Consider the following 18,220-nt stretch of genomic DNA (forward strand, 5'->3'; position numbering starts at 1 on the left):
TCAGCCGCTCCCGGGAGGACACATGGACGACTGGACCCACGACACCTGGGGCACGCCCGCCGATTCCCCCCGGTCCCGGAACGTCCGACGGCTGATCCGGGCGCTTCCGCTGCTGCTCGTCGTGATGGGGGTCGCGTTCGAGGCCAGCACACCGCACGCGCTCAAGGGGATTCCCTTCTTCGCCGCCGCCCCGCTGATCGCGGCACCACTCTTCACCTGGGCGGTCATCGTCCTCTACGGCAGCCTCGGGCTGGTCGCCGTGGCCATGCTCTACGCGATCAAGGGGAGCGCGGGCGGGACCACCGGGGTCTGGGCGCTGGTCACCGAAGTGGCCACCCTGGTCTTCGTCACCCTGACAGCCGTCCTGCTGAACGGGGTTGTCCGCCGGGACCGGGAGCGCCTCGCCTCCGCCCGGGGCGTGGCCGAGGCGGCGCAGCGCGCTGTGCTCCCGGCCCCCGGGCAACGGGTGGGCGGGCTGAGACTGGGCGCCCGCTACGAGGCCGCCCAGGAGGACGCACTCATCGGCGGGGACCTGTACGCCGCCCTCACCACGCCTTACGGCGTACGGCTCCTCATCGGCGACGTCCGGGGCAAGGGGCTGGGCGCCATCGAGACCGTCTCGGTGATCCTCGGAGCGTTCTGGGAGGCGGCGGACCGCGAGTCGTCCCTCTCCGGGGTGATGGACAGCCTGGAGCGCTGACTGGCACGTGAGGCGGCGCGCCGCGCCGGCATCGACGACGCGGAGGGCTTCACCACCTGCCTGCTCGTGGAGGTTCCGGCCGGCAACGAGGAGCTGCGGGTGGTGAACCGGGGTCACCCCGAGCCGCTTCTCCTGCGCGCGGACGGCGAGTCCATCAGGCTGGTTCCCCGCGCCTTCGCGCTTCCCCTGGGCCTGGGCGACCTCGCCCCGGACCTGCCGGAGGCGGACGTCTACGCGTTCCCGCCGGGGGCCACGCTCCTGCTCTACACGGACGGGCTGTCGGAGGCCCGAGGCCCCGACTACGTGTTCTACGATCCGGCCGCCCGCCTCGGCGGCCGTACCTTCGCGTCCCCGGACCACCTGCTCAACGCGGTCGTCGACGACGTACGTCGGTACGCGGCCGGCATCCGCTCCGACGACATGGCCCTGCTCGCGGTGGGCCGGCCCGCACGACGCTCCTCGCAGGGGTGAAGCAGCCGGGCGACCGTGATCGCGCGCGTCCGGGGGTGGCGCGGGCCACCCCCGGTGCACATGGGCGCTCAGGTCTGCGGACGGCTGCCGTGGTTCGCGTTGTTCTTGCGGCGGGCCTTCTTCTTGCGACGTCGCTTCGAGGACATGGAAATCTCCTTGATCTGCCGTTCTGCCCAGTATCCAACGGAATGTTGCCTACTGCGATCGCTGTGCCCCTACCCACAGAAGCGGCGTCAAACATCCGTCGTCGGAGCTCTGCGTAAGCCCTCGGGGCCCGCCCGCCGGGCCAGGAAATCAGGGGAGGGGCGGCTGCCACTCGAACATGAGGATCGTCGCGTCGTCCCGCAGTCCCGTGCTGCCGGAGTCCAGGATCGCGTGGATGAGCCGGCGCAGCGTCTCCGGCGCCAGCTCGCCGGCGGCCATGGCCCGCACGACGTAGTCGACGAAGCGCTCCAGCCCGAATTCGGTGCCGTTGCGCATGCGGGACTCCGTGGCCCCGTCGGTGTACAGCAGCACGCGGTCCCCGGGCTCCAGGGAGATGCGGTGCACCTCGCGGGTGGAGGGGCTCGACGTGGACAGCAGGCCCATCGGCGGTTCCGCTTCGCGTTCCATCGCGCCCTCGACCAGGGTCTGCCCCCGGATCAGCAGTGGAGCGGGGTGCCCGCAGTTGATCCACCGCAGCAATCCGCCGGCCAGATCCAGCTGGAGCAGGACGCCGGTACAGAACTGGTCCGGCAGCCACGTCGCCAGTGCCGTGTCGACGCTCTTGACGAGCTGAGGCAGGTCGGCACCGGTGCGGCGCGCGTTGCGGCAGGTGGCGAGGGAGACGGCCGTGGTGAGGCCGGACGCGAGATTGTGGCCCATGGAATCGAGGATCGCGGCGTGCAGCGTCGTCTCGGTCAGCGCGTGGTCGAACGCGTCGCCGCCGATCTCGTAGGCGGGCTCCAGCACCGCGGTCGAGACGACCGACGCCGTGCCGATGGTCCGAGGCGGCAGGAACGCACGCAGCATCTCGGCCGGCAGCTGCATGGGTTCGGTACGGGTGCGTCGCACGAAGCTGTCCTTGTACGACCGCTTCGACGTGATCATCATGGCGAGCAGCGAGGCCAGCGTGCGGGCGCGGCGCAGGGTGACCGTATCCAGGGCCGGGGAGTGCACGGCGACGACCCCGAGCCGTTCGGCCCCGTCTAGGAGGGGCAGCCAGGCGATCAGCTCTCCGGCGCCGGAGTCCTCGACCCGCAGGGACTGCGTCCGGTAGGCCCAGCCCGCCAGGGAGCCGTCGATGGGGAGCTGCGAGGTGTTGAGCATCAGCGGGACCAGCAGACGCTGCTGGATGTCGGAGAGATAGACCACGGACCGCCGCAGCCCCAGTGCCTCCGAGCAGCGCACCGCGGCCGTGGGCAGGTCGAGTGTCGAGTTGGCCGGATCGGCGAGGAATTCGCCCAGCAGGCCGTCAGCGGCCTCGGAGGACCACACGTCAGCTCCCTTCGCCGCGATCCGGACCGGCCTCGGGCACGCACACCCGGCGGCGCGGGGTGATCCGCCGCGTGCACGAGTCTGGTGGGACATCCGGCGGGCCGCACATTCGGCGCCGCTGTTCGGAGCAGCGGGGAGACCGGCACCGGCGCGCCGCGACACCGCCGACGATGACGCCCGCTCGCCCTCCGGCCGCGCCAGCAGCTCTCAGGCCACCTGCCCCAGTGCCGTCACCTCCTGAACGCCCAGACCGGGCAGTCCGGTTGTGCGCACGATGCCGTCCTCGCCGCCGATGCCGGTCCACGGGTCCCGAGCGAGCAGCAGGTGCCCGTCGAGGTCGGTCCAGCGGGTCCGGCCGGCCAGGTGCACGGCCGGTGCGAGGCCGAGGCTGCTGGCGGTGAGGCAGCCCAGCATCAGCTCCGTGCCGCTGCCCGCGATCGCCTCCGCGATGCGCAGGGCGGCCAGCGCCCCGCCGCATTTGGCGAGCTTGACGTTGACGCCCTGGACGCGACCGGCCAGGCGGCGTACGTCCTCCAGGCCGACGGCGTCCTCGTCCGCGATGACCGGCAGCGGTGAGCGTTCGGCCAGCGCGCCCAGCGCCCGGGGGTCACCGGGCGCGACGGGCTGTTCGACGGCCTCGACGCCGAGGTCCGCGTACCGGGGCAGCAGCGCCTCGGCCTGCGCCGTCGTCCAGGCCCCGTTGGGGTCCAGCAGGATCCGGGCCCGGGGAGCGGTGTCGCGGATGATGCGGACGCGCTCCACGTCGTCCTCCGGGTCGGTGCTGCCCGCCTTGACCTTGATGATCTCGAAGCCGCTCGCCGCGAGCCGGCGGGCCTGCGCCGCGGCGTCCGTGAGGGAGGTGATGCCGATGGTGCGGGCGGTGGCGGCGACCGGGTGGCCGCCGGCGCCGAGCAGGCGGTGGACGGGCTGCTCCGCCCGTTTGCCGACGAGGTCGAGCAGTGCGGCTTCGGCGGCGGCGGTGACGGCCGGGGGAGTGCAGGCCCCGGCCGCCTCACCCGCCCACAGCGCCTGCAGGGCGCTCTCGGGGTCGCCGAAGCGGACGAGGCTCCTGCCGACGGCGGCGATGAGGCGTTCCAGCGTCCTGGTGTCGAGCCGGTAGAAGGCGCTGGTGACGGCCTCGCCGTGGCCGGTGACGCCGTCGTGCTCGACGCTCAGCCACACGGCGTCACGGGCGGACATGGTGGCGCGGGAGATGCGCAGCGGCTCGGCCAGTTCGAGCCGTACGGTGCGCAGGCCGGTCTTCATGGGTTCCCTTCCGGGTGGGGCGGTGCCTTCAGCGGGTCACGAACGTGGTCACAGCGCATCCAGCCGGTGGTCTCGGCCGCGTGGGGGTGCGGGATCCGGACGGGGTGGGTGGCCGCCGTGGCGGGGTCCAGGCCGTGCGCTTCGGTGAAGTCGTCGTCGTAGACGGTGCCGAGGTAGCGGTGCGGGCCGTCGGGGAACACGGTGGCGACGACCGCGCCGGGGCTGACGCGGGCGGCCCAGGCTGCGACGCGGGCGGCGGCCCCCGTACTCCAGCCGCCGCTGACGAAACTGCCGAGGGCCAGCCGGCGGCAGCTGTCCACGGCCTCGGCCGGGCCGACCCAGTGCACCTCGTCGAAGGCGTCGTAGGCGACGTTGCGCGGGTGGATGCTGCTGCCCAGGCCGCGCATCACCCTCGGCCGGGCGGGCCGGCCGAAGATGGCGGAGCCGGTCGCGTCCACCCCGATCAGCCGCAGCGCGGGCCAGTGCCGGCGCAGCGGTCCGATGATGCCGGCACTGTGGCCCCCGGTGCCGACGCTGCACACCAGGACGTCCAGATGGTCGAGGCGGGCGATGAGCTCGGCGGCGAGGGAGGCGTAACCAGCCGTATTGTCGGGGTTGTTGTACTGGTCCGGCCAGTACGCGCCGGGCAGCAGGGCGGTGAGCTCCCGTACCCGGTCCAGTCGCGCCGCCTGCCAGCCGCCCAGGGGTGCCGGACGGTCCACGAGCTCCAGCCGCACCCCGTGAGCGTGTAGCAACTGTCTTGTCGAAGGCTCCAGTTCACTGTCGCCGACCAGTACCACTGGATGGCCGAGGGCCTGTCCCGCGAAGGCGAGCCCGATACCGAGCGTGCCGGAGGTGGACTCCACCACGGTCGCACCGGGCGGCAGTTCGCCGCGCGCCCGCGCTCCCAGCAGCATCGAGACGGCGGCCCGCGCCTTCATGCCGCCCGCCGCGAGCCCTTCGAGCTTGGCCCAGAAACCGGGATGCGGGCCGGGCAGATCGGTGGTGACGCGGGCCAGGGGCGTCCCGCCGAGCAGTGTGAGCAGTTCCGGGCGCGCCGTGGGGCGTACTGCCGTCAGGGTCATCGGCCGTCCCCCGGACGCGCACCGGCGTAGCGGTACAGGGTGCCGGGGCCGCCGTCGAGCCAGAAGAAGGGGTACGGCTCGGCGCACACCGCGCTCACCCCGTGACCCAGGAAACGGGGCAGGACGGCGCTGCCGCTCTGGGCGAACATCACCAACTGCTTCCCGTTCGCGGCCGCGTGCCGCCGCAGCGGTTCGAAGGTCCCGTTGCCCAGCGTCATTCCGGACACGAGCAGGGCGTCGCAGCGGCCGGCCTCGCCGAGCGCGTCGGTGACGACCGTCTCGCCCCATTCCGTCGACCCGCCCCCGAGGTCGCAGGGCACGTAGCGCAACCCGCGTGAACGCAGCGCTTCCAGGAGGGAGTTGACCACGCCCGCCACCAGTACGGTCGCTCCCGGCGGCAGCCCGAGCAGCTCGACGACGGCGTTCGCGCGGGCCCGGGACTTCTCCAGCGAGGTCCCGGCGGGCAGCGCTACGGGCCGCGCCCCGCTCGCCGGAGTGTGACCGTCGGTGTGCATCAGGTAGGCGTCCAGCGCGGCCACGCGCACCGGGAGCAGAGGATGCTCCAGCAGCCGGGCCACGTCGGCGCCCACGCAGTCCTCGACCGTGCGGTCGGGCAGCGCCCCGGGCTCGACGGCGCACGATCCGACGGCCCCGGCGAGCCGCAGGCTGAGCACCTCGTTGCGGTAGCCGGTCACCCGCCCGGTGTGCCGGGCGGCCTGCCGTGTGGTGAAGGCGACGGCGATCCGCTGCGAGGCGGGGTCCGGGCCCAGCTCCCCGGCGCGGACGCGCGCCACGAGCTCGTCGTACGACGCGCACGGCTCGTACGCCGCGGCCGTCGCGGTACCGCTCGCGGCGGTCATCGGATCACCAGCGCGGACCGCAGCTCACCGAGCAGGACCTCGGCACGGTCGCGGGCGCCGAACCCCTGCGCATCGCCCGTCATGACGTGTCCGAGGTACTCGTTGTTGCTGCCCGCCGCCGTCACCCGCGCACCGGGCTCCGCGAGCCGGAGGTCCAGCACACCCGGCGCGCCCCGCACCCCGCCGCCGTCCAGCGACGCCAGCGTGCCCGACGTCTCCGGTACGAGGAAGCCGATGGCCGCGCTGCGCAGCCCGGTGCGGCCGCCGCTCACATCGGGCTCGCGGCCGAGGGACACCGCCACGAAGGATGCCACCAGGTCGATGCCGGTCACCCGGTGGACCAGCTCGGTGATGCGGTTCCCGGCGGGCCTGGGGTTCACCTCGACCACCCGGGGACCGGCGGCGGTCAGCTTGATCTCGGTGTGCGCCACGACGCCGTCGGTGAGGCCGAGGGCTCTGATCGCGGCAACGGCGGTACGCCCGGCCGCCTCGGTGTCCGGGGCGGGCAGGGCCGCCGGGAACATGTGCCCGGTCTCGATGAACGCGGGCGATCCGCCGATGCTCTTGTCGGTCACCCCCACCACATGGACGGCGCCCCCGTGCGACACCGTCTCGACGCTCACCTCGGGGCCGTCCAGCAGTTCCTCCAGCAGGACGGCGGGATCCCTGCGCTGCCCGCGGGCGTTGACCGGGAACGCGGTGAGTGCCTCGACGGCGCGGGCCAGCTGCCCCTCGTCGTCCACGCGGCGCACGTACATTCCCGCGCACAGGTCGACGGGCTTGACGACCAGCGGATAGCCGATCTTCTGCGCGGAGCGCGCGAGGGCGCCCCACTCCTCGTGCACGGCGAAGCGCGGACCGGGCACCCCGGCGCCGGCGAGGACCCTGCGGGTGGCGTCCTTGCGGCAGGCGTCGCGGACCGACTCCGCGGCCGGGCCCGGCAGGCCCAGCCGCCCGGCGATCAGGGCCGCCGCCGGCAAGTAGTAGTCACAGGACGTCAGTACGCCGTCGAAGCCCAGCGCCTCGTGCAGCCGCTCGGCCAGCGGCAGCAGGGTGCCCGTGTCGTTGGTGTCGGCGGTGACGACGTTACGGGCGCCGAGCAGCGGGTGCGCCGTCCCCTCGGGCGCCGGGCCCAGGTAGTGGTGCAGGTCGCGGGTGAGGAAGGTGAACTCGTGCCCGCCCTGCTCGATGGCCCGTGGCAGCAGCCTGCTCATTGACCCGACCCAGCTCTCGACCATCAGCAGATGAGCCACAACTCCCCTTTTCACGCGTTCGGTTCAGACGGCACGGCGGCAGCCCGGACCGCCCTCGGACGGGACGGGCCGGAGACGCTGCGCCACCACATACGGTATCGATAATCATTTTCAGTTACCAGTCGCGTACTTTGGCGGTTGTTCTCAGGGAGGCCCGGGAGACTGCCGTGCCCGCGGCAACCGCGACACCCTGGGTCGAGATCGGAGCGCATGATGAAGGCAGTCCGTTTCAGCCGGTTCGGCGGCCCCGAGGTCCTGGAGATCGTGGATCTCCCCGATCCCCGTCCCGGCCCCGGGCAGGTCCGGATCGCTGTGCGAGCGGCCGGAATCAACGCCGGCGACTGGAAGAAGCGCCAGGGGCTGATGGATCAGGAGCTTCCGCAGACCATGGGCTACGAGGCGGCGGGCATCGTCGACGAGCTCGGCGAGGGTGTCACGGACGTGGCCGTGGGCGACCGGGTCTTCGGGTTCTCCGCCGGCGGAGCGGCCCAGGCCGAGCTGGCGGTGCTGGCGTACTGCGCGCCGGTCCCGCCGTCGCTCGGCTTCCCCGCTGCCGCCGCGCTGCCCGCCGCCGTCGAGACGGCCACGCGTGCGCTCGACCAGCTGGGCGTGGGGGCGGGAGCGGCGCCCAGCGGCATGCTGCTCGTCAACGGTGCGTCCGGGAGCGTCGGCAGCGCCGCGGTACAGCTGGCCGTGGTGCGCGGCGCGCGGGTGATCGGCACCGCAGGCCCCGCGAACCACGCGTACCTGCGCTCCCTGGGGGCCGAGCCCGTCGCCTACGGCGAGGGCCTCGTCGAGCGGGTCCGCGCGCTCGCGCCGGACGGCGTGGACCTCGCGCTCGACGTGGCCGGGAGCGGTGTCCTGCCCGAGCTCGTCGAGCTCGCGGGCGGCCCCGGGCATGTCGTCACCATCGCCGACTTCGCCGGCGCGCGGGAGCACGGGGTGCGGTTCAGCAGCGGCGACGCCGGACGCGCGCTCCACGCGCTCGGCGGGATCGGCGAGCTGATCGAGTCCGGGCGCTTCGCGCTCCCGGCCGTGCGGACCTTCCCGCTCACCGAGGTCGCCGAGGCGCACCGCGCCGGGGAGGCCGGTCTGGCACGGGAGAAGCTGGTGCTGGTGGTCGGCGCACCGGCGGACGGGGCCGAGTGACGCCCGCCCGCCAGGGTGACGCCCGTCCGGCCCGGCCCACGTCGCCGGCGCGCGGCCGCTCAGGAGCTGACCGAGGCCCCGGTCAGTTCCCCCCGAAGACGGCTCGGGTGCTGGTGACGACGGCGCATTTCCCGGCCGCCCAGCGCAGCGCCATCGCATGGTCCCGGGCGGAGAAGTCGGCCACCGCGTCGGCCACCACGAAGGCCTGGATGTCCTGCATCCAGGCATCGCACGCGGTCATCAGGATGCCGATGTGGGCGTAGACGCCGGTGATGACGATCTGGTCCCGGCCCTGTTCACGCAGCCGCTCCAGGAGATCGGTGCGCACGAAGCCGCTGTACTTCCACTTGGTGAGCACCACGTCGTCCTCGTCGGGCGCGATGTCATCCGCGATGGCGGCGGCGTGCGGGTCGTCGGGCAGGCCCGGACCCCAGAAGTCCTGCTGCAGGCCGCGCTGGTCGGGGCTCTGCCCGCCGGGCTGCGCGGTGTACAGCACCGGTATGCCGAGCCGCTTCGCCTCCTTCCTCAACTCGGCTATGTGCGACAGGAGTTCGGGTACCGGCGCGGACCGGCGGTCGTAGGCCGACAGGAAGTAGTTCTGCAGATCGTGGACGAGGAGTACGGCACGCGCGGGGTCGACGGTCCACCCGACCCGGTTGGCGGGCAGCTCGTCGGCGGTCGGCATGGGATAGGGGGCGATGGCGGGCAGGGCCATGGTGCTCGGGTTCCGTTCAGGATTGGGGGGAGGGCCGGGACGGCGGGTCCCGTAGGTGCGGGGGTGTCGGGTCCCGGCTGGGTCAGGCGGCCGGGGCGGCGGCCGCGGCGGTCCGCAGGTCCCGCTTGGAGATCTTCCCGACGCCGGTCTGCGGGAACGTCTCCACGAATTCGACCCGGTCCGGCACCTTGTACGCGGCCAGCCCCCGTTCCCGTACGAACCGTTTGATGTCCACCGGCTTCAGCGGGCCCTCGCCCGGCTGCAGGATCACGTAGGCACAGACGCGCTCGCCCAGGTACGGGTCCGGCTCGGCCACCACGTTGGCGTCGTGCACGCACGGGTGGGCGAGGATGTGGTTCTCGACCTCCTCGGCGGCGACCTTCTCGCCGCCCCGGTTGATCTGGTCCTTGGCGCGCCCCTCGACGACGATGTGCCCGCTCCCTGTGACGCGGACGACGTCGCCCGTGCGGTAGAAGCCGTCCTCGGTGAACGAGCGGGCGTTGTGCTCGGGCGCCCGCCAGTAGCCGCGGATCGTGTAGGGCCCCCGCGTCAGCAGGTGGCCCGTCTCGCCCCGCGCGACCTCGCGGTCCTCGTCGTCCACGACCAGGATCTCGTCGTCCGGTGAGATGGGCCGCCCCTGAGTGGTGACGATCGTCTCGACCGGGTCGTCGAGGCGGGTGTAGTTGACCAGGCCCTCGGCCATCCCGAAGACCTGTTGCAGGGTGCAGCCGAGAGCCGGCCGGACCCGCCGTGCCGCCTCCTCGCTGAACTTGGCGCCGCCCACCAGCAGGACGTCCAGACTGCTGAGGTCGTGCGCGGTGGTGGTGGCCGCCCGGGTCCACAGCAGGGCGAGCGGCGGGACCAGGCCGGTGATGGTGACCTTCTCCCGTTCGATCAGCGGGAAGGCGGCCTCGGGGGAGGGCCGGGGGCACAGCACCACGCGCCCGCCTGCGTAGAGGGTGCCGAGTGAACCGGGTGAGGAGAGCGGGAAGTTGTGAGCCGCCGGCAGTGCGCAGAGGTAGACGCTGCTCTCGTCGACCCCGCAGATCTCGTTGGAGCCGCGCAGCGAGTAGATGTAGTCGTCGTGGGTGCGCGGAATCAGCTTCGGTACGCCGGTGCTGCCGCCGGAGAGCTGGAGGAAGGCCAGGTCGTCCGGGCGCGGGGCGCCGTGGCCCACCGGGTTCTCCGCGACGTCGGACAGCGCCTCGAACTCGCCGGGGTCCCCGGCCGCGACGAACACGTGCCGCAGCGTGTCCGCTCCGGCGCGGGCCTTCGCCGCCAGCTCCCGGTAGTCGTAGCCGTCGTGTTCGGCCGCGATGACGTACGCGACCGCCTCGGTGAACTCGCAGAAGTACGAGATCTCCGTCTCGCGGTGGGCCGGCAGCGCGAAGACGGGCAGCGCGCCGATCCGGAACAGCGCGAAGACCACCTCGAAGAACTCCGCGATGTTGGGCAGTTGCACCACCACCCGGTCGCCCTTGGTGATGTCGCGGGCGAGGAGGCCCGCGGCCAGCCGGTCGGCGCGCCGGTCCAGGTCCGCGTAGCTCAGGCGCGTCCCCGCGACCGGGTCGACCACCGCGATCCGGTCCGGGTGCGCCTCGGCGCGCTCCCGGAGCATGGAGCCGAAGGTCTCTCCGCGCCACCAGCCGGCCCGCCGGTAGCGTTCGGCGAAATCGGCCGGCCAGGTGGGTGCGTCGTGCGGGCTCACAGCTGGGCCCCCACGGCGCTGAGGAAGGTACGGAACTTGGCCGCCGTCTCGGCGGTCTCGGCCTCCGGCTCGGACGCCGCCACGATGCCGGCTCCCGCGTAGAGACGCAGCGTGCGCCCATCGGCCTCGGCGCAGCGGATCGTGACGACCCACTCGCCGTCGCCGTTGGCATCCCCCCAGCCGACCACTCCGGTGAAGAACCCCCGGTCGAACGGCTCCGTCTCCGCGATGACCCGACGGGCCGTCGCGGTGGGAGTGCCGCACACCGCGGGTGTCGGGTGCAGGGCGCAGGCGAGCGCCAGGGCGGAGGTGTCGGGGGAGGCGAGCGTGCCGGTCACCGTGGTCGACAGGTGCCACATGGTGGCGGTGCGGATCAGGGTCGGCCGGGCGGGGACGGTCAGTTCGGTGCAGTGCGGGGCCAGGGCCTGGTGCACGGCGTCCACCACGACCGCGTGCTCGTGCAGGTCCTTCACGGATTCCAGCAGTGTGGCGGCGCGGCGGACGTCCTCGGCGAGGTCGCTGCTGCGCGGCGTCGACCCGGCGAGCGGATTGGCGACCACCTGCTGCCCGTGCCGGGAGACCAGCAGTTCGGGACTGGCGCCGATGAGGGTGCGGTCCGGCCCGGTGGGCAGCGCGAAGGTGTAGCCGACGGGGTCGCGGCGGGCGAGGCGCTGGAGCATCGCGGGCAGGTCCAGCGGTGCGGGAGAGGTGAGTTCGAGGGTGCGGGCGAGCACCACCTTGCTGAACTCCCCGCGCCACATGCGCTCCACCGCGGCCGCGACCCCCGCTGCGTAGACCTCGGGTCCGGGCACCGGGCGTATCCGCCATTCCGCGGCGCCCGGCACGCCGACGGGCAGGGCGATCAGCGGGTCGGAGGCGAGCGGCGGCGCGATCCGCAGCGCCGCCGGCACGCTCAGGGCGGCCGGTGCCTCGTGGTCGAACGGGATGGCGCCGATGACCACGGGTGCTTCCTGCCCGGCCGCACGGGCCTCGGCCAGGGTGGCGTTCACCCGCTCGTCGAGCGGCCGTCTGTCGTGCGGTACGGGGCGGGCCGCGCCGGATGCCAGCAGGGTGCGGCCAGGGGTGGCGAGGAAGCGGTCGCCGGGCCGGTAGCCGTCCAGCAGCGAGGTGGCCGCGCCTACGGCCGGGTGGGCCGGATCGGCCGGGGGTTCGTGCGTGGCGACCTGGGATGCCGTCGGCACAGGGACTCCATTCTCGATGTTCCGTCAGTGGGGTACCAAGGAGCTGGGCGCGGTTCAGCGCAGGGTCGCGCCGCCGTCGACGTACAGCTCCTGCAAGGTGATGTGGCGGGCGCGGTCCGAGGCGAGGAACGCGACGGCGTCGGCGATGTCCCCGGGGGAGGCGATCCGGCCCAGCGGTATGCCGGTCCGGTAGGTGGCGGGGTCCCCGTCGATGACCCGCTGCTCCGCGCCGGCATCGGTCCACAGGGCGCGTTGCATCGCCGTGTCGGTGGATCCGGGCGCGACGACGTTGCAGCGGACGCCGCTGCGGGCGAGTTCGAGGCCGAGGCACTTGGTGAACGCGGTGGCCGCCGCCTTCGACGCGGCGTAGGCGGCCATGCCGGTGCGAGGGATCCCGGCGGCGTTGGAACCGACGGTGATGACACAGCCGTTGCCCCGGCCGGCCATCAGCGGTGCCAGGGTCTGGGACACGTGGAAGACGCCGTTTGTGTTCACCGCGAAGGTCTGCGACCAGTCCTCGGAGGAGAGTTCGGTGGCGGGACCGGTGCGCAGGATGCCGGCGACGTTCACGAGCACCTCCACGGGGCCGAGTTCGCGCTCCACACGGGCCACTGTGCTTTCCACCGAAGGCCGTTCGGTGACATCCATGACGTACGGCTCCAGTCGGCCCGCCGAACGTTCGCTCCCCGGGATCTTCGCCTGGAGCCGGTGCCACCGAGCGGCCAGGGCATCGATGCCGTCCTGTGCACGGTCGGTAGCGGCGACCCGGGCGCCGAGGGTGGCGAGCAGCTCGGCGACGGCCGCTCCGATGCCTTGTGCGGCACCGGTCACCAGGACAGTACGGCCATCGAACTCGCCGTTTCTGCCCGGTATGCGCTCATACATGAGCAACCTCCTACGGGGTAGTTAGGTAAGGGTAACCTAACTTATTTGATTGATTGACGCGAGGAGGTCGATGCGCTTGAGGGCGTGCAGATGTGACGGTCGGTCACAGAATTGCCGTGCGCCCGAGGGGCGGATGGCGTCGGGATCGTGTTCGGGTGTGCGGCGTTCGTGGGTTAGGTTAGCCTTGCCTGACCTTGAATGGGAGAGGGGGAATCCATGTGCGAGGAACCGTCGAGCGGCAACGTGCGGGTTTTCTCCGCCGCTGTCGGCGTGAGCGGTTCCAGCTGCCGCGCATTGCGATGGGCTCGCCCGCGAACCCGGTCAAGAGGCCTGTGCAGCAGCTGACTTGTCCCGTGACAGCCATGACCAGGGGTGTGTACAGGCCGCCCCGTGGCGTGGTCCGTAACCGTTGCCGCCGACGTGCCGACCGCGCCGTCGGCGCCCGTCCAGCAGGAGCCGTCCGATGAACCAGACCCTGTCGCCCGAACGCGTCCGTGCCGATGTCGCGGAACTGCTCGACTGCGACCCCGCCGCCATCGCACCCGAGGAGAACCTGGTCGACCTGGGCCTCGACTCGATGCGGATCATGGCCCTGGTGGAGCGCTGGCGTGTCGCGGGGGCGCCCGAGCTGGAGTTCCCCGATCTCGCCGAGCAGCCCGAACTGGCTCACTGGACAGCTCTGCTGACGGGTCGTCCGGCATGAGCGCGGTCGATCACCGGCACCGGCACCTGGACCGGATCGCGGAGGTTCGAAGAGGCCCGCACGCCGAGAAGGTGGGCTACCCGATCGGCATCCGGGCGACCGAGGTGGTGCGCACCGTCATGGTCGGCACCGGCCTGCTGCGGGTGACCCTGGGCGGAGCGGGCACCGAGGGGTTCGAGGCCCACGCGCCGGACGAGCACGTGAAGCTGATCTTCCCGGACCCGGACGGCACGCTGCGACTGCCCGAGCGCAACGGGGCGATGCTGCGCTGGCCCCGGCCGGCGCTGGTCTCGCGCGAGTACACCGTGCGCCGCCACGACCCGGACGCCGGCGAGATCGACATCGACATCGCCCCGCACGCGGGCGGCCTCGCCTCGGACTGGGCGCACGCGGCCCGGCCCGGCGACGTCATGCATCTCGCGGGGCCGCCCGGCGGGCTGATCGTCCCGGACACCTACGACCGGTACCTGCTCGCCGGCGACATCACGGCCCTGCCCGCGATCGCCCGCCGGCTGGAGGAGTTTCCCAGGGGCGCGAAGGGGTGGGCGTTCATCGAAGTCGCCGATGCCACCCAGGAGATCGAGCTGTCGGCGCCCGAGGGCTTCGAGGTGCGCTGGCTGCACCGCGGCGAACTGCCGCCCGGAACCGGCGACGCGCTGGTACGGGCCGTGACCGCGGTGACCGTACCCGAGGGCGAGCGGGCGTACGTGTGGGTCGCCGGCGAGGCGGGGCAGATCAAGCCGCTGCGCCGCTGGGCCCGCGACGAACTGCGGCTGGCCAGGGCCGACCACGACATCACCGGCTACTGGAAGCGCGGCGTGGCCGACTTCGACGAGGACGACCACTGACCGACCGGCCGCGCGGGGGCGGGCGTTGCGCCGGCCGCCGTGGTTGTCCTGCCCGGAGATCATCAACTAAGGTAAGCCTTACCTAAGTATCAAGGAGTAATCGCATGTCCATACGCAGATCGTCCGGCCTCGTCGGCGCAGTGTCGCTGGCCCTCCTCCTGACCGCGTGCGGGTCGTCGTCGGACGGCGGGTCGGACGCCTCGGGGGAGACGAAGACCCGGGTGTTCGCCGCGGACAACGGCAAGATCACCATCCCGGCGCACCCGAAGCGGGTCGTCGCCACCGGCTACGCCGTGCCCGCCATGATCGAGGCCGACGCACCGCTGGTCGGGATCTCGTCCTGGCAGCGCGGCGAGCCGATGATGACCAAGGGCGACCTCGCCACGTACAAGAAGCTCCCCAAGGTGGCGGGTGAGCAGGCGGCCGAGACCAACTACGAGGCGGTGGCCGAGGCCGAGCCCGACCTCATCATCATCGGGGTCCCCGCACCCGTCCTCGGCGACATCGACATCAAGCGGCTGGAGTCCATCGCCCCCGTCGTGGCGATCGGCCCGACCGTGCCGTCCGCCTGGCGCGAGCTGTCCCGCAAGCAGGCCGACGCCGCCGGTGCGCTGGGGCAGTTCGACGTGGCGAAGCACACCTACGAGGAGAAGGCCGCCGCGCTGGCCAAGAAGTACAAGGACGTGCTGCCCCAGCTCGAGCTGGGCCACGTCGGCGCGTACGGTGACGCCGCCAAGGGCACCTTCCAGCGCGAGTTCGACGGTTCGTGGGGAACCAACATCGCGGACGACATCGGGGCGAAGTACTACGGCAAGGTCAAGAAGTCGGGGCCGGGCTCCCAGTCGGTCAGTGAGTACCCGTCCATCGAGGAGCTCCCGGCCGCGTTCCGCGAGGCCGACGTCATGACGTACTCGGTCAACGCCGACGGCAGCGTCCCCAAGCCCGTCAGGTACGTCCTGGACTCCAAGCTCTGGAAGAACCTCCCCGCCGTCAAGGCCAAGAAGGCCTTCCCGTTCCGCTACACCGAGGCCGCGACCTACGGGGAAGCCCTGAAGACCCTGGACGCGATCGACGAGTCGCTCGCTCCGCTGCTGAACCGGTGACCGTCGCGGGCCGCGCGCTCCGGGCGGCGGCATCCGGGCGGGCCGCGCCACAGATCGGACTGCTCGCCGGCGGACTGGTGCTGCTGGCGGCGGTCGCCGTACTCAGCATGGGCGTCGGGGCCCGCCACGTTCCGCCCGCCGAAGTCGTGCGGGCACTGCTGGACTTCCGGGGCGACGGTGACGACCACGTCATCGTCCGGGACATCCGGGCGCCGCGCGCGCTGCTGGCCGTCGCCGTGGGCGCCGCGCTCGCGGTGGCCGGTGCGCTGATCCAGACGCTGGCCCGCAACCCGCTGGCCGAGCCCGGCATCCTCGGGGTCACCGCGGGCGCCGGGTTCGCCGTCACCGTCGGCTCGGCGCTCGGACTGGCCACCGGCCAGGCGGGCGAACTCGGCTTCGCGATCACCGGCTCCGTACTCGCGGCGTTGCTGGTCGCGGCCGTCGGGCAGAGCTCACCGCTGCGTCTCGTGCTCACCGGCGTCGCCCTGACCGCAGTGCTGGGCGGCATCGCCCTGGGCATGCGGCTGATGCTCCCGGACACCTTCGACAGCTACCGGTTCTGGTCGGTCGGATCGCTGGCCGGCCGCGAACAGACCCCGCTGGCAGTGCCGTTGACCGCCATCGGGGTGTCCCTGCTCGGCGCGCTACTGCTGAGCCGGGCGCTCAACGCCCTGACGCTCGGGGAGAGCGTGGCGCACACCCTGGGCGCCGGTGTGGGCCGGGTCCGGGCCGCGGCCCTCGTACTGATCACCGTGCTCAGCGGGGCGGCGACCGCGGTGGCCGGGCCCATCCTCTTCGTCGGGCTGATCGTGCCGCACCTGGTCCGCAGGCCGGCGGGCGGCTCGGTGCCCTGGCTGATCGTCTACACGATGGTGCTGGGCCCGATCCTCCTGCTGGTCGCCGACATCTGCTCACGGATCCTGCTGCCGACCGGCGAGGTGCCGGTGGCCATCGTGACCGCCTTCCTCGGCGGACCCATGCTGATCTGGGCCGTTCGCCGCTACGGGGCGGGGGCACTGTGAAACCGATCGGACCCGGGGTCGAACGCCGCACGGTGGTACTCGTCGCCGTGATGGTGACCCTGATGCTCGCCCTGGGCCTGCTCGGGCTCTGCTACGGGGCGTCGTGGTCCTCCCCGGGCAAGGTGTTCGCCGCACTCAGCGGGGCGGACCACTCCGTGGTCATCCGGGACTGGCGGCTGCCCCGGGTGCTGGCCGGGCTGGTGTTCGGCGCCGCGCTCGGAGTGGCGGGGGCGATCTTCCAGAACCTCACCCGCAACCCGATGGGCAGCCCGGACGTGATCGGCCTCGACGCGGGCGCCTACACCGGCGCCCTGGTCGCCATGACCGTGCTGTCGGGCACATCCGCGCAACTGGCCACCGGCTCGGTGCTCGGCGGACTGCTCGTCGCGGCCGCCATCTACCTGCTCTCGCTGCGCAGCGGATTCTCCGGGCTGCGGCTGGTGGTCATCGGCATCGCGTTCAACGCCATGGTGACCGCGGTCAACTCGTGGATCGTGTTGCGCGCCGAACTGGAGGTGGCGATCGCCGCCGTCGGCTGGAGCGCCGGCTCGCTCAACGGTGTGGGCTGGTCCGACCTGGGGATTCCGTTCACGGTGATCGCCGTGCTGCTGGCCCTGATGGCGGCCTGGTCGCACTCCATGCACCAGGCCTCGCTCGGAGACGCGATCGCAGTGACCACCGGCGTCGGCCTCGGCCGGCTGCGACTGCTGATGGTGCTGGTGGGCGTCGGCTGCACCGCCACGGTGACCGCCGTGGCCGGACCGATCGCCTTCATCGCCCTGGCGGCCCCGCAGATCGGCCGCCGGCTCGCGGGCGCCGCCGGCATACCACTGCTGCCGGCCGCCCTGACCGGGGCGGTGCTGCTCCAGGGCGCCGACCTGATCGCCCAGATGCTGCTGGCGCCCGTCGCGCTGCCCGTCGGCGTGGTGAGCACCGCGATCGGCGGCTGCTATCTGATCTGGCTGCTGACCAAGGAGGTGAGGCGCGCGTGACCGCACGCCTGAAAGCGCGGGAGATCACCCTGCGCTACGGAGAACGCGTCGTGTCCACACGGCTGAGCCTCGACATCCCCGACGGCGCATTCACCGCCATCGTGGGACCCAACGCCTGTGGAAAATCAACCCTGTTGAGTGCGCTGGTGCGGCTGCTGCGCCCCGGCTCGGGGCAGGTGGAACTCGACGGCCGCGACGTCGGCGGCTACGCGACCAAGGCGCTGGCCAGACAGCTCGGCTTCCTGCCGCAGGACCCCCTGGCACCCGACGACATCAAGGTCCGCCGGCTGGTGGGCCGAGGCAGGTTCCCGCACCAGTCGATGCTGGCCCTGTGGTCCGCCGAGGACGAGGACGCCGTCACCGGGGCCATGGCCGCCGCCGGCGTCGAGGACCTGCACGACCGGCCGGTGCAGGAGCTGTCCGGCGGACAGCGCCAACGGGTCTGGATGGCCATGGTGCTCGCCCAGCAGACGTCCTACCTGCTGCTCGACGAGCCGACGTCGTTCCTCGACATCACCCACCAGTACCAGTTGCTCGGACTGCTCGCCAGGCTGCGCGACGAGGGCCGCACGGTGGTCGCCGTCCTGCACGACATCAACCAGGCCTGCCGGTTCGCCGACCACCTGGTCGCCATGAAGGACGGCCGGGTGGTCGCCGAGGGCGTCCCCGGGGAGATCGTGGACGCCGCGCTGATCAAGGACGTGTTCGACCTGCCGAGCGTCATCGTCCCCGACCCCGTGACCGGCACGCCGATGGTCGTACCCACACTTCAAGGAGAGTAA

Annotated in this window: 18 protein-coding genes; 9 read left to right on the forward strand and 9 right to left on the reverse strand. The window is 72.5% G+C overall.

All coding sequences use genetic code 11. The features are described 5' to 3' along the window. Positions 1 to 22 precede the first annotated feature (22 nt). Both ACGFU6_RS00410 and ACGFU6_RS00415 read left to right on the forward strand, forming a co-directional pair. Entirely contained in the window at positions 23 to 700 is a 678-nt protein-coding gene (locus tag ACGFU6_RS00410) for a hypothetical protein (RefSeq protein ID WP_393607140.1), read from the forward strand. Between the two features lie 66 nt (positions 701 to 766). Next, the gene (locus ACGFU6_RS00415) at positions 767 to 1,171 is read left to right on the forward strand and encodes a PP2C family protein-serine/threonine phosphatase (RefSeq protein ID WP_393607142.1); all 405 of its coding nucleotides are present in this window, start codon (positions 767 to 769) and stop codon (positions 1,169 to 1,171) included. Positions 1,172 to 1,465: 294 nt separating this feature from the next. Here the strand turns inward: ACGFU6_RS00415 and ACGFU6_RS00420 are convergent, their stop codons facing one another. The 5 genes from ACGFU6_RS00420 to ACGFU6_RS00440 all read right to left on the reverse strand — a co-directional run bounded on the left by ACGFU6_RS00420 (position 1,466) and on the right by ACGFU6_RS00440 (position 7,111). Beyond that, positions 1,466 to 2,647 (reverse strand): PP2C family protein-serine/threonine phosphatase, encoded by a 1,182-nt coding sequence (locus ACGFU6_RS00420; RefSeq protein WP_393607144.1) that lies wholly within the window; start codon positions 2,645 to 2,647, stop codon positions 1,466 to 1,468. A 207-nt stretch (positions 2,648 to 2,854) separates the two neighbouring features. Then, positions 2,855 to 3,913: an enolase C-terminal domain-like protein gene (locus ACGFU6_RS00425; RefSeq protein ID WP_393607146.1), complete on the reverse strand. Its 1,059-nt coding sequence runs from the start codon at positions 3,911 to 3,913 to the stop codon at positions 2,855 to 2,857. Continuing rightward, a complete protein-coding gene (locus tag ACGFU6_RS00430) occupies positions 3,910 to 4,998 on the reverse strand; it encodes a PLP-dependent cysteine synthase family protein (protein WP_393607148.1) in 1,089 nt (362 codons plus the stop codon). The genes ACGFU6_RS00425 and ACGFU6_RS00430 overlap by 4 nt, the downstream gene beginning before the upstream one ends. Then, positions 4,995 to 5,858, reverse strand: coding sequence for a hypothetical protein (locus ACGFU6_RS00435; RefSeq protein ID WP_393607150.1), 864 nt, complete (start codon positions 5,856 to 5,858; stop codon positions 4,995 to 4,997). Before ACGFU6_RS00435 ends, ACGFU6_RS00430 begins: the two co-directional genes overlap by 4 nt. Next, positions 5,855 to 7,111: an ATP-grasp domain-containing protein gene (locus ACGFU6_RS00440; RefSeq protein ID WP_393607152.1), complete on the reverse strand. Its 1,257-nt coding sequence runs from the start codon at positions 7,109 to 7,111 to the stop codon at positions 5,855 to 5,857. The genes ACGFU6_RS00435 and ACGFU6_RS00440 overlap by 4 nt, the downstream gene beginning before the upstream one ends. A 213-nt stretch (positions 7,112 to 7,324) precedes the next feature. Here ACGFU6_RS00440 and ACGFU6_RS00445 point away from each other — a divergent pair, with 213 nt between their 5' ends. Further along, a complete protein-coding gene (locus ACGFU6_RS00445; RefSeq protein WP_393607786.1) occupies positions 7,325 to 8,260 on the forward strand; it encodes an NADP-dependent oxidoreductase in 936 nt (311 codons plus the stop codon). An 82-nt stretch (positions 8,261 to 8,342) separates the two neighbouring features. On the opposite strand, the gene ACGFU6_RS00450 is transcribed toward ACGFU6_RS00445, so the two are convergent. From ACGFU6_RS00450 to ACGFU6_RS00465, 4 genes are all read right to left on the reverse strand, one after another. After that, positions 8,343 to 8,975, reverse strand: a complete 633-nt coding sequence (locus ACGFU6_RS00450) for an isochorismatase family protein (protein WP_393607154.1) — start codon at positions 8,973 to 8,975, stop codon at positions 8,343 to 8,345. An 82-nt stretch (positions 8,976 to 9,057) separates the two neighbouring features. Then, on the reverse strand, positions 9,058 to 10,683 hold the full coding sequence (locus ACGFU6_RS00455; RefSeq protein WP_393607156.1) for a (2,3-dihydroxybenzoyl)adenylate synthase: 1,626 nt from the start codon (positions 10,681 to 10,683) through the stop codon (positions 9,058 to 9,060). Continuing rightward, positions 10,680 to 11,885, reverse strand: a complete 1,206-nt coding sequence (dhbC, locus tag ACGFU6_RS00460; RefSeq protein WP_393607158.1) for an isochorismate synthase DhbC — start codon at positions 11,883 to 11,885, stop codon at positions 10,680 to 10,682. The genes ACGFU6_RS00455 and dhbC overlap by 4 nt, the downstream gene beginning before the upstream one ends. Before the next feature lie 54 nt (positions 11,886 to 11,939). Beyond that, positions 11,940 to 12,770, reverse strand: coding sequence for a 2,3-dihydro-2,3-dihydroxybenzoate dehydrogenase (locus ACGFU6_RS00465; protein WP_393607160.1), 831 nt, complete (start codon positions 12,768 to 12,770; stop codon positions 11,940 to 11,942). 463 nt (positions 12,771 to 13,233) lie between these two features. Between ACGFU6_RS00465 and ACGFU6_RS00470 the strand changes: the two genes are divergently transcribed. The 6 genes from ACGFU6_RS00470 (at position 13,234) to ACGFU6_RS00495 (ending at position 18,220) form a co-directional block, all read left to right on the forward strand. After that, a complete protein-coding gene (locus tag ACGFU6_RS00470) occupies positions 13,234 to 13,473 on the forward strand; it encodes a phosphopantetheine-binding protein (protein ID WP_393607162.1) in 240 nt (79 codons plus the stop codon). After that, complete coding sequence (locus ACGFU6_RS00475; protein ID WP_393607164.1) at positions 13,470 to 14,321, forward strand: siderophore-interacting protein; 852 nt, start codon at positions 13,470 to 13,472, stop codon at positions 14,319 to 14,321. The genes ACGFU6_RS00470 and ACGFU6_RS00475 overlap by 4 nt, the downstream gene beginning before the upstream one ends. A 104-nt stretch (positions 14,322 to 14,425) precedes the next feature. Further along, the gene (locus ACGFU6_RS00480; protein WP_393607166.1) at positions 14,426 to 15,424 is read left to right on the forward strand and encodes an ABC transporter substrate-binding protein; all 999 of its coding nucleotides are present in this window, start codon (positions 14,426 to 14,428) and stop codon (positions 15,422 to 15,424) included. After that, positions 15,421 to 16,446 (forward strand): FecCD family ABC transporter permease, encoded by a 1,026-nt coding sequence (locus ACGFU6_RS00485; RefSeq protein WP_393607167.1) that lies wholly within the window; start codon positions 15,421 to 15,423, stop codon positions 16,444 to 16,446. Before ACGFU6_RS00480 ends, ACGFU6_RS00485 begins: the two co-directional genes overlap by 4 nt. Before the next feature lie 50 nt (positions 16,447 to 16,496). Further along, positions 16,497 to 17,438: a FecCD family ABC transporter permease gene (locus tag ACGFU6_RS00490; RefSeq protein ID WP_393607787.1), complete on the forward strand. Its 942-nt coding sequence runs from the start codon at positions 16,497 to 16,499 to the stop codon at positions 17,436 to 17,438. Further along, entirely contained in the window at positions 17,435 to 18,220 is a 786-nt protein-coding gene (locus ACGFU6_RS00495) for an ABC transporter ATP-binding protein (RefSeq protein ID WP_393607169.1), read from the forward strand. The genes ACGFU6_RS00490 and ACGFU6_RS00495 overlap by 4 nt, the downstream gene beginning before the upstream one ends.

The sequence above is a fragment of the Streptomyces sp. NPDC048462 genome (assembly GCF_043200175.1).
GTDB lineage: Bacteria > Actinomycetota > Actinomycetes > Streptomycetales > Streptomycetaceae > Streptomyces.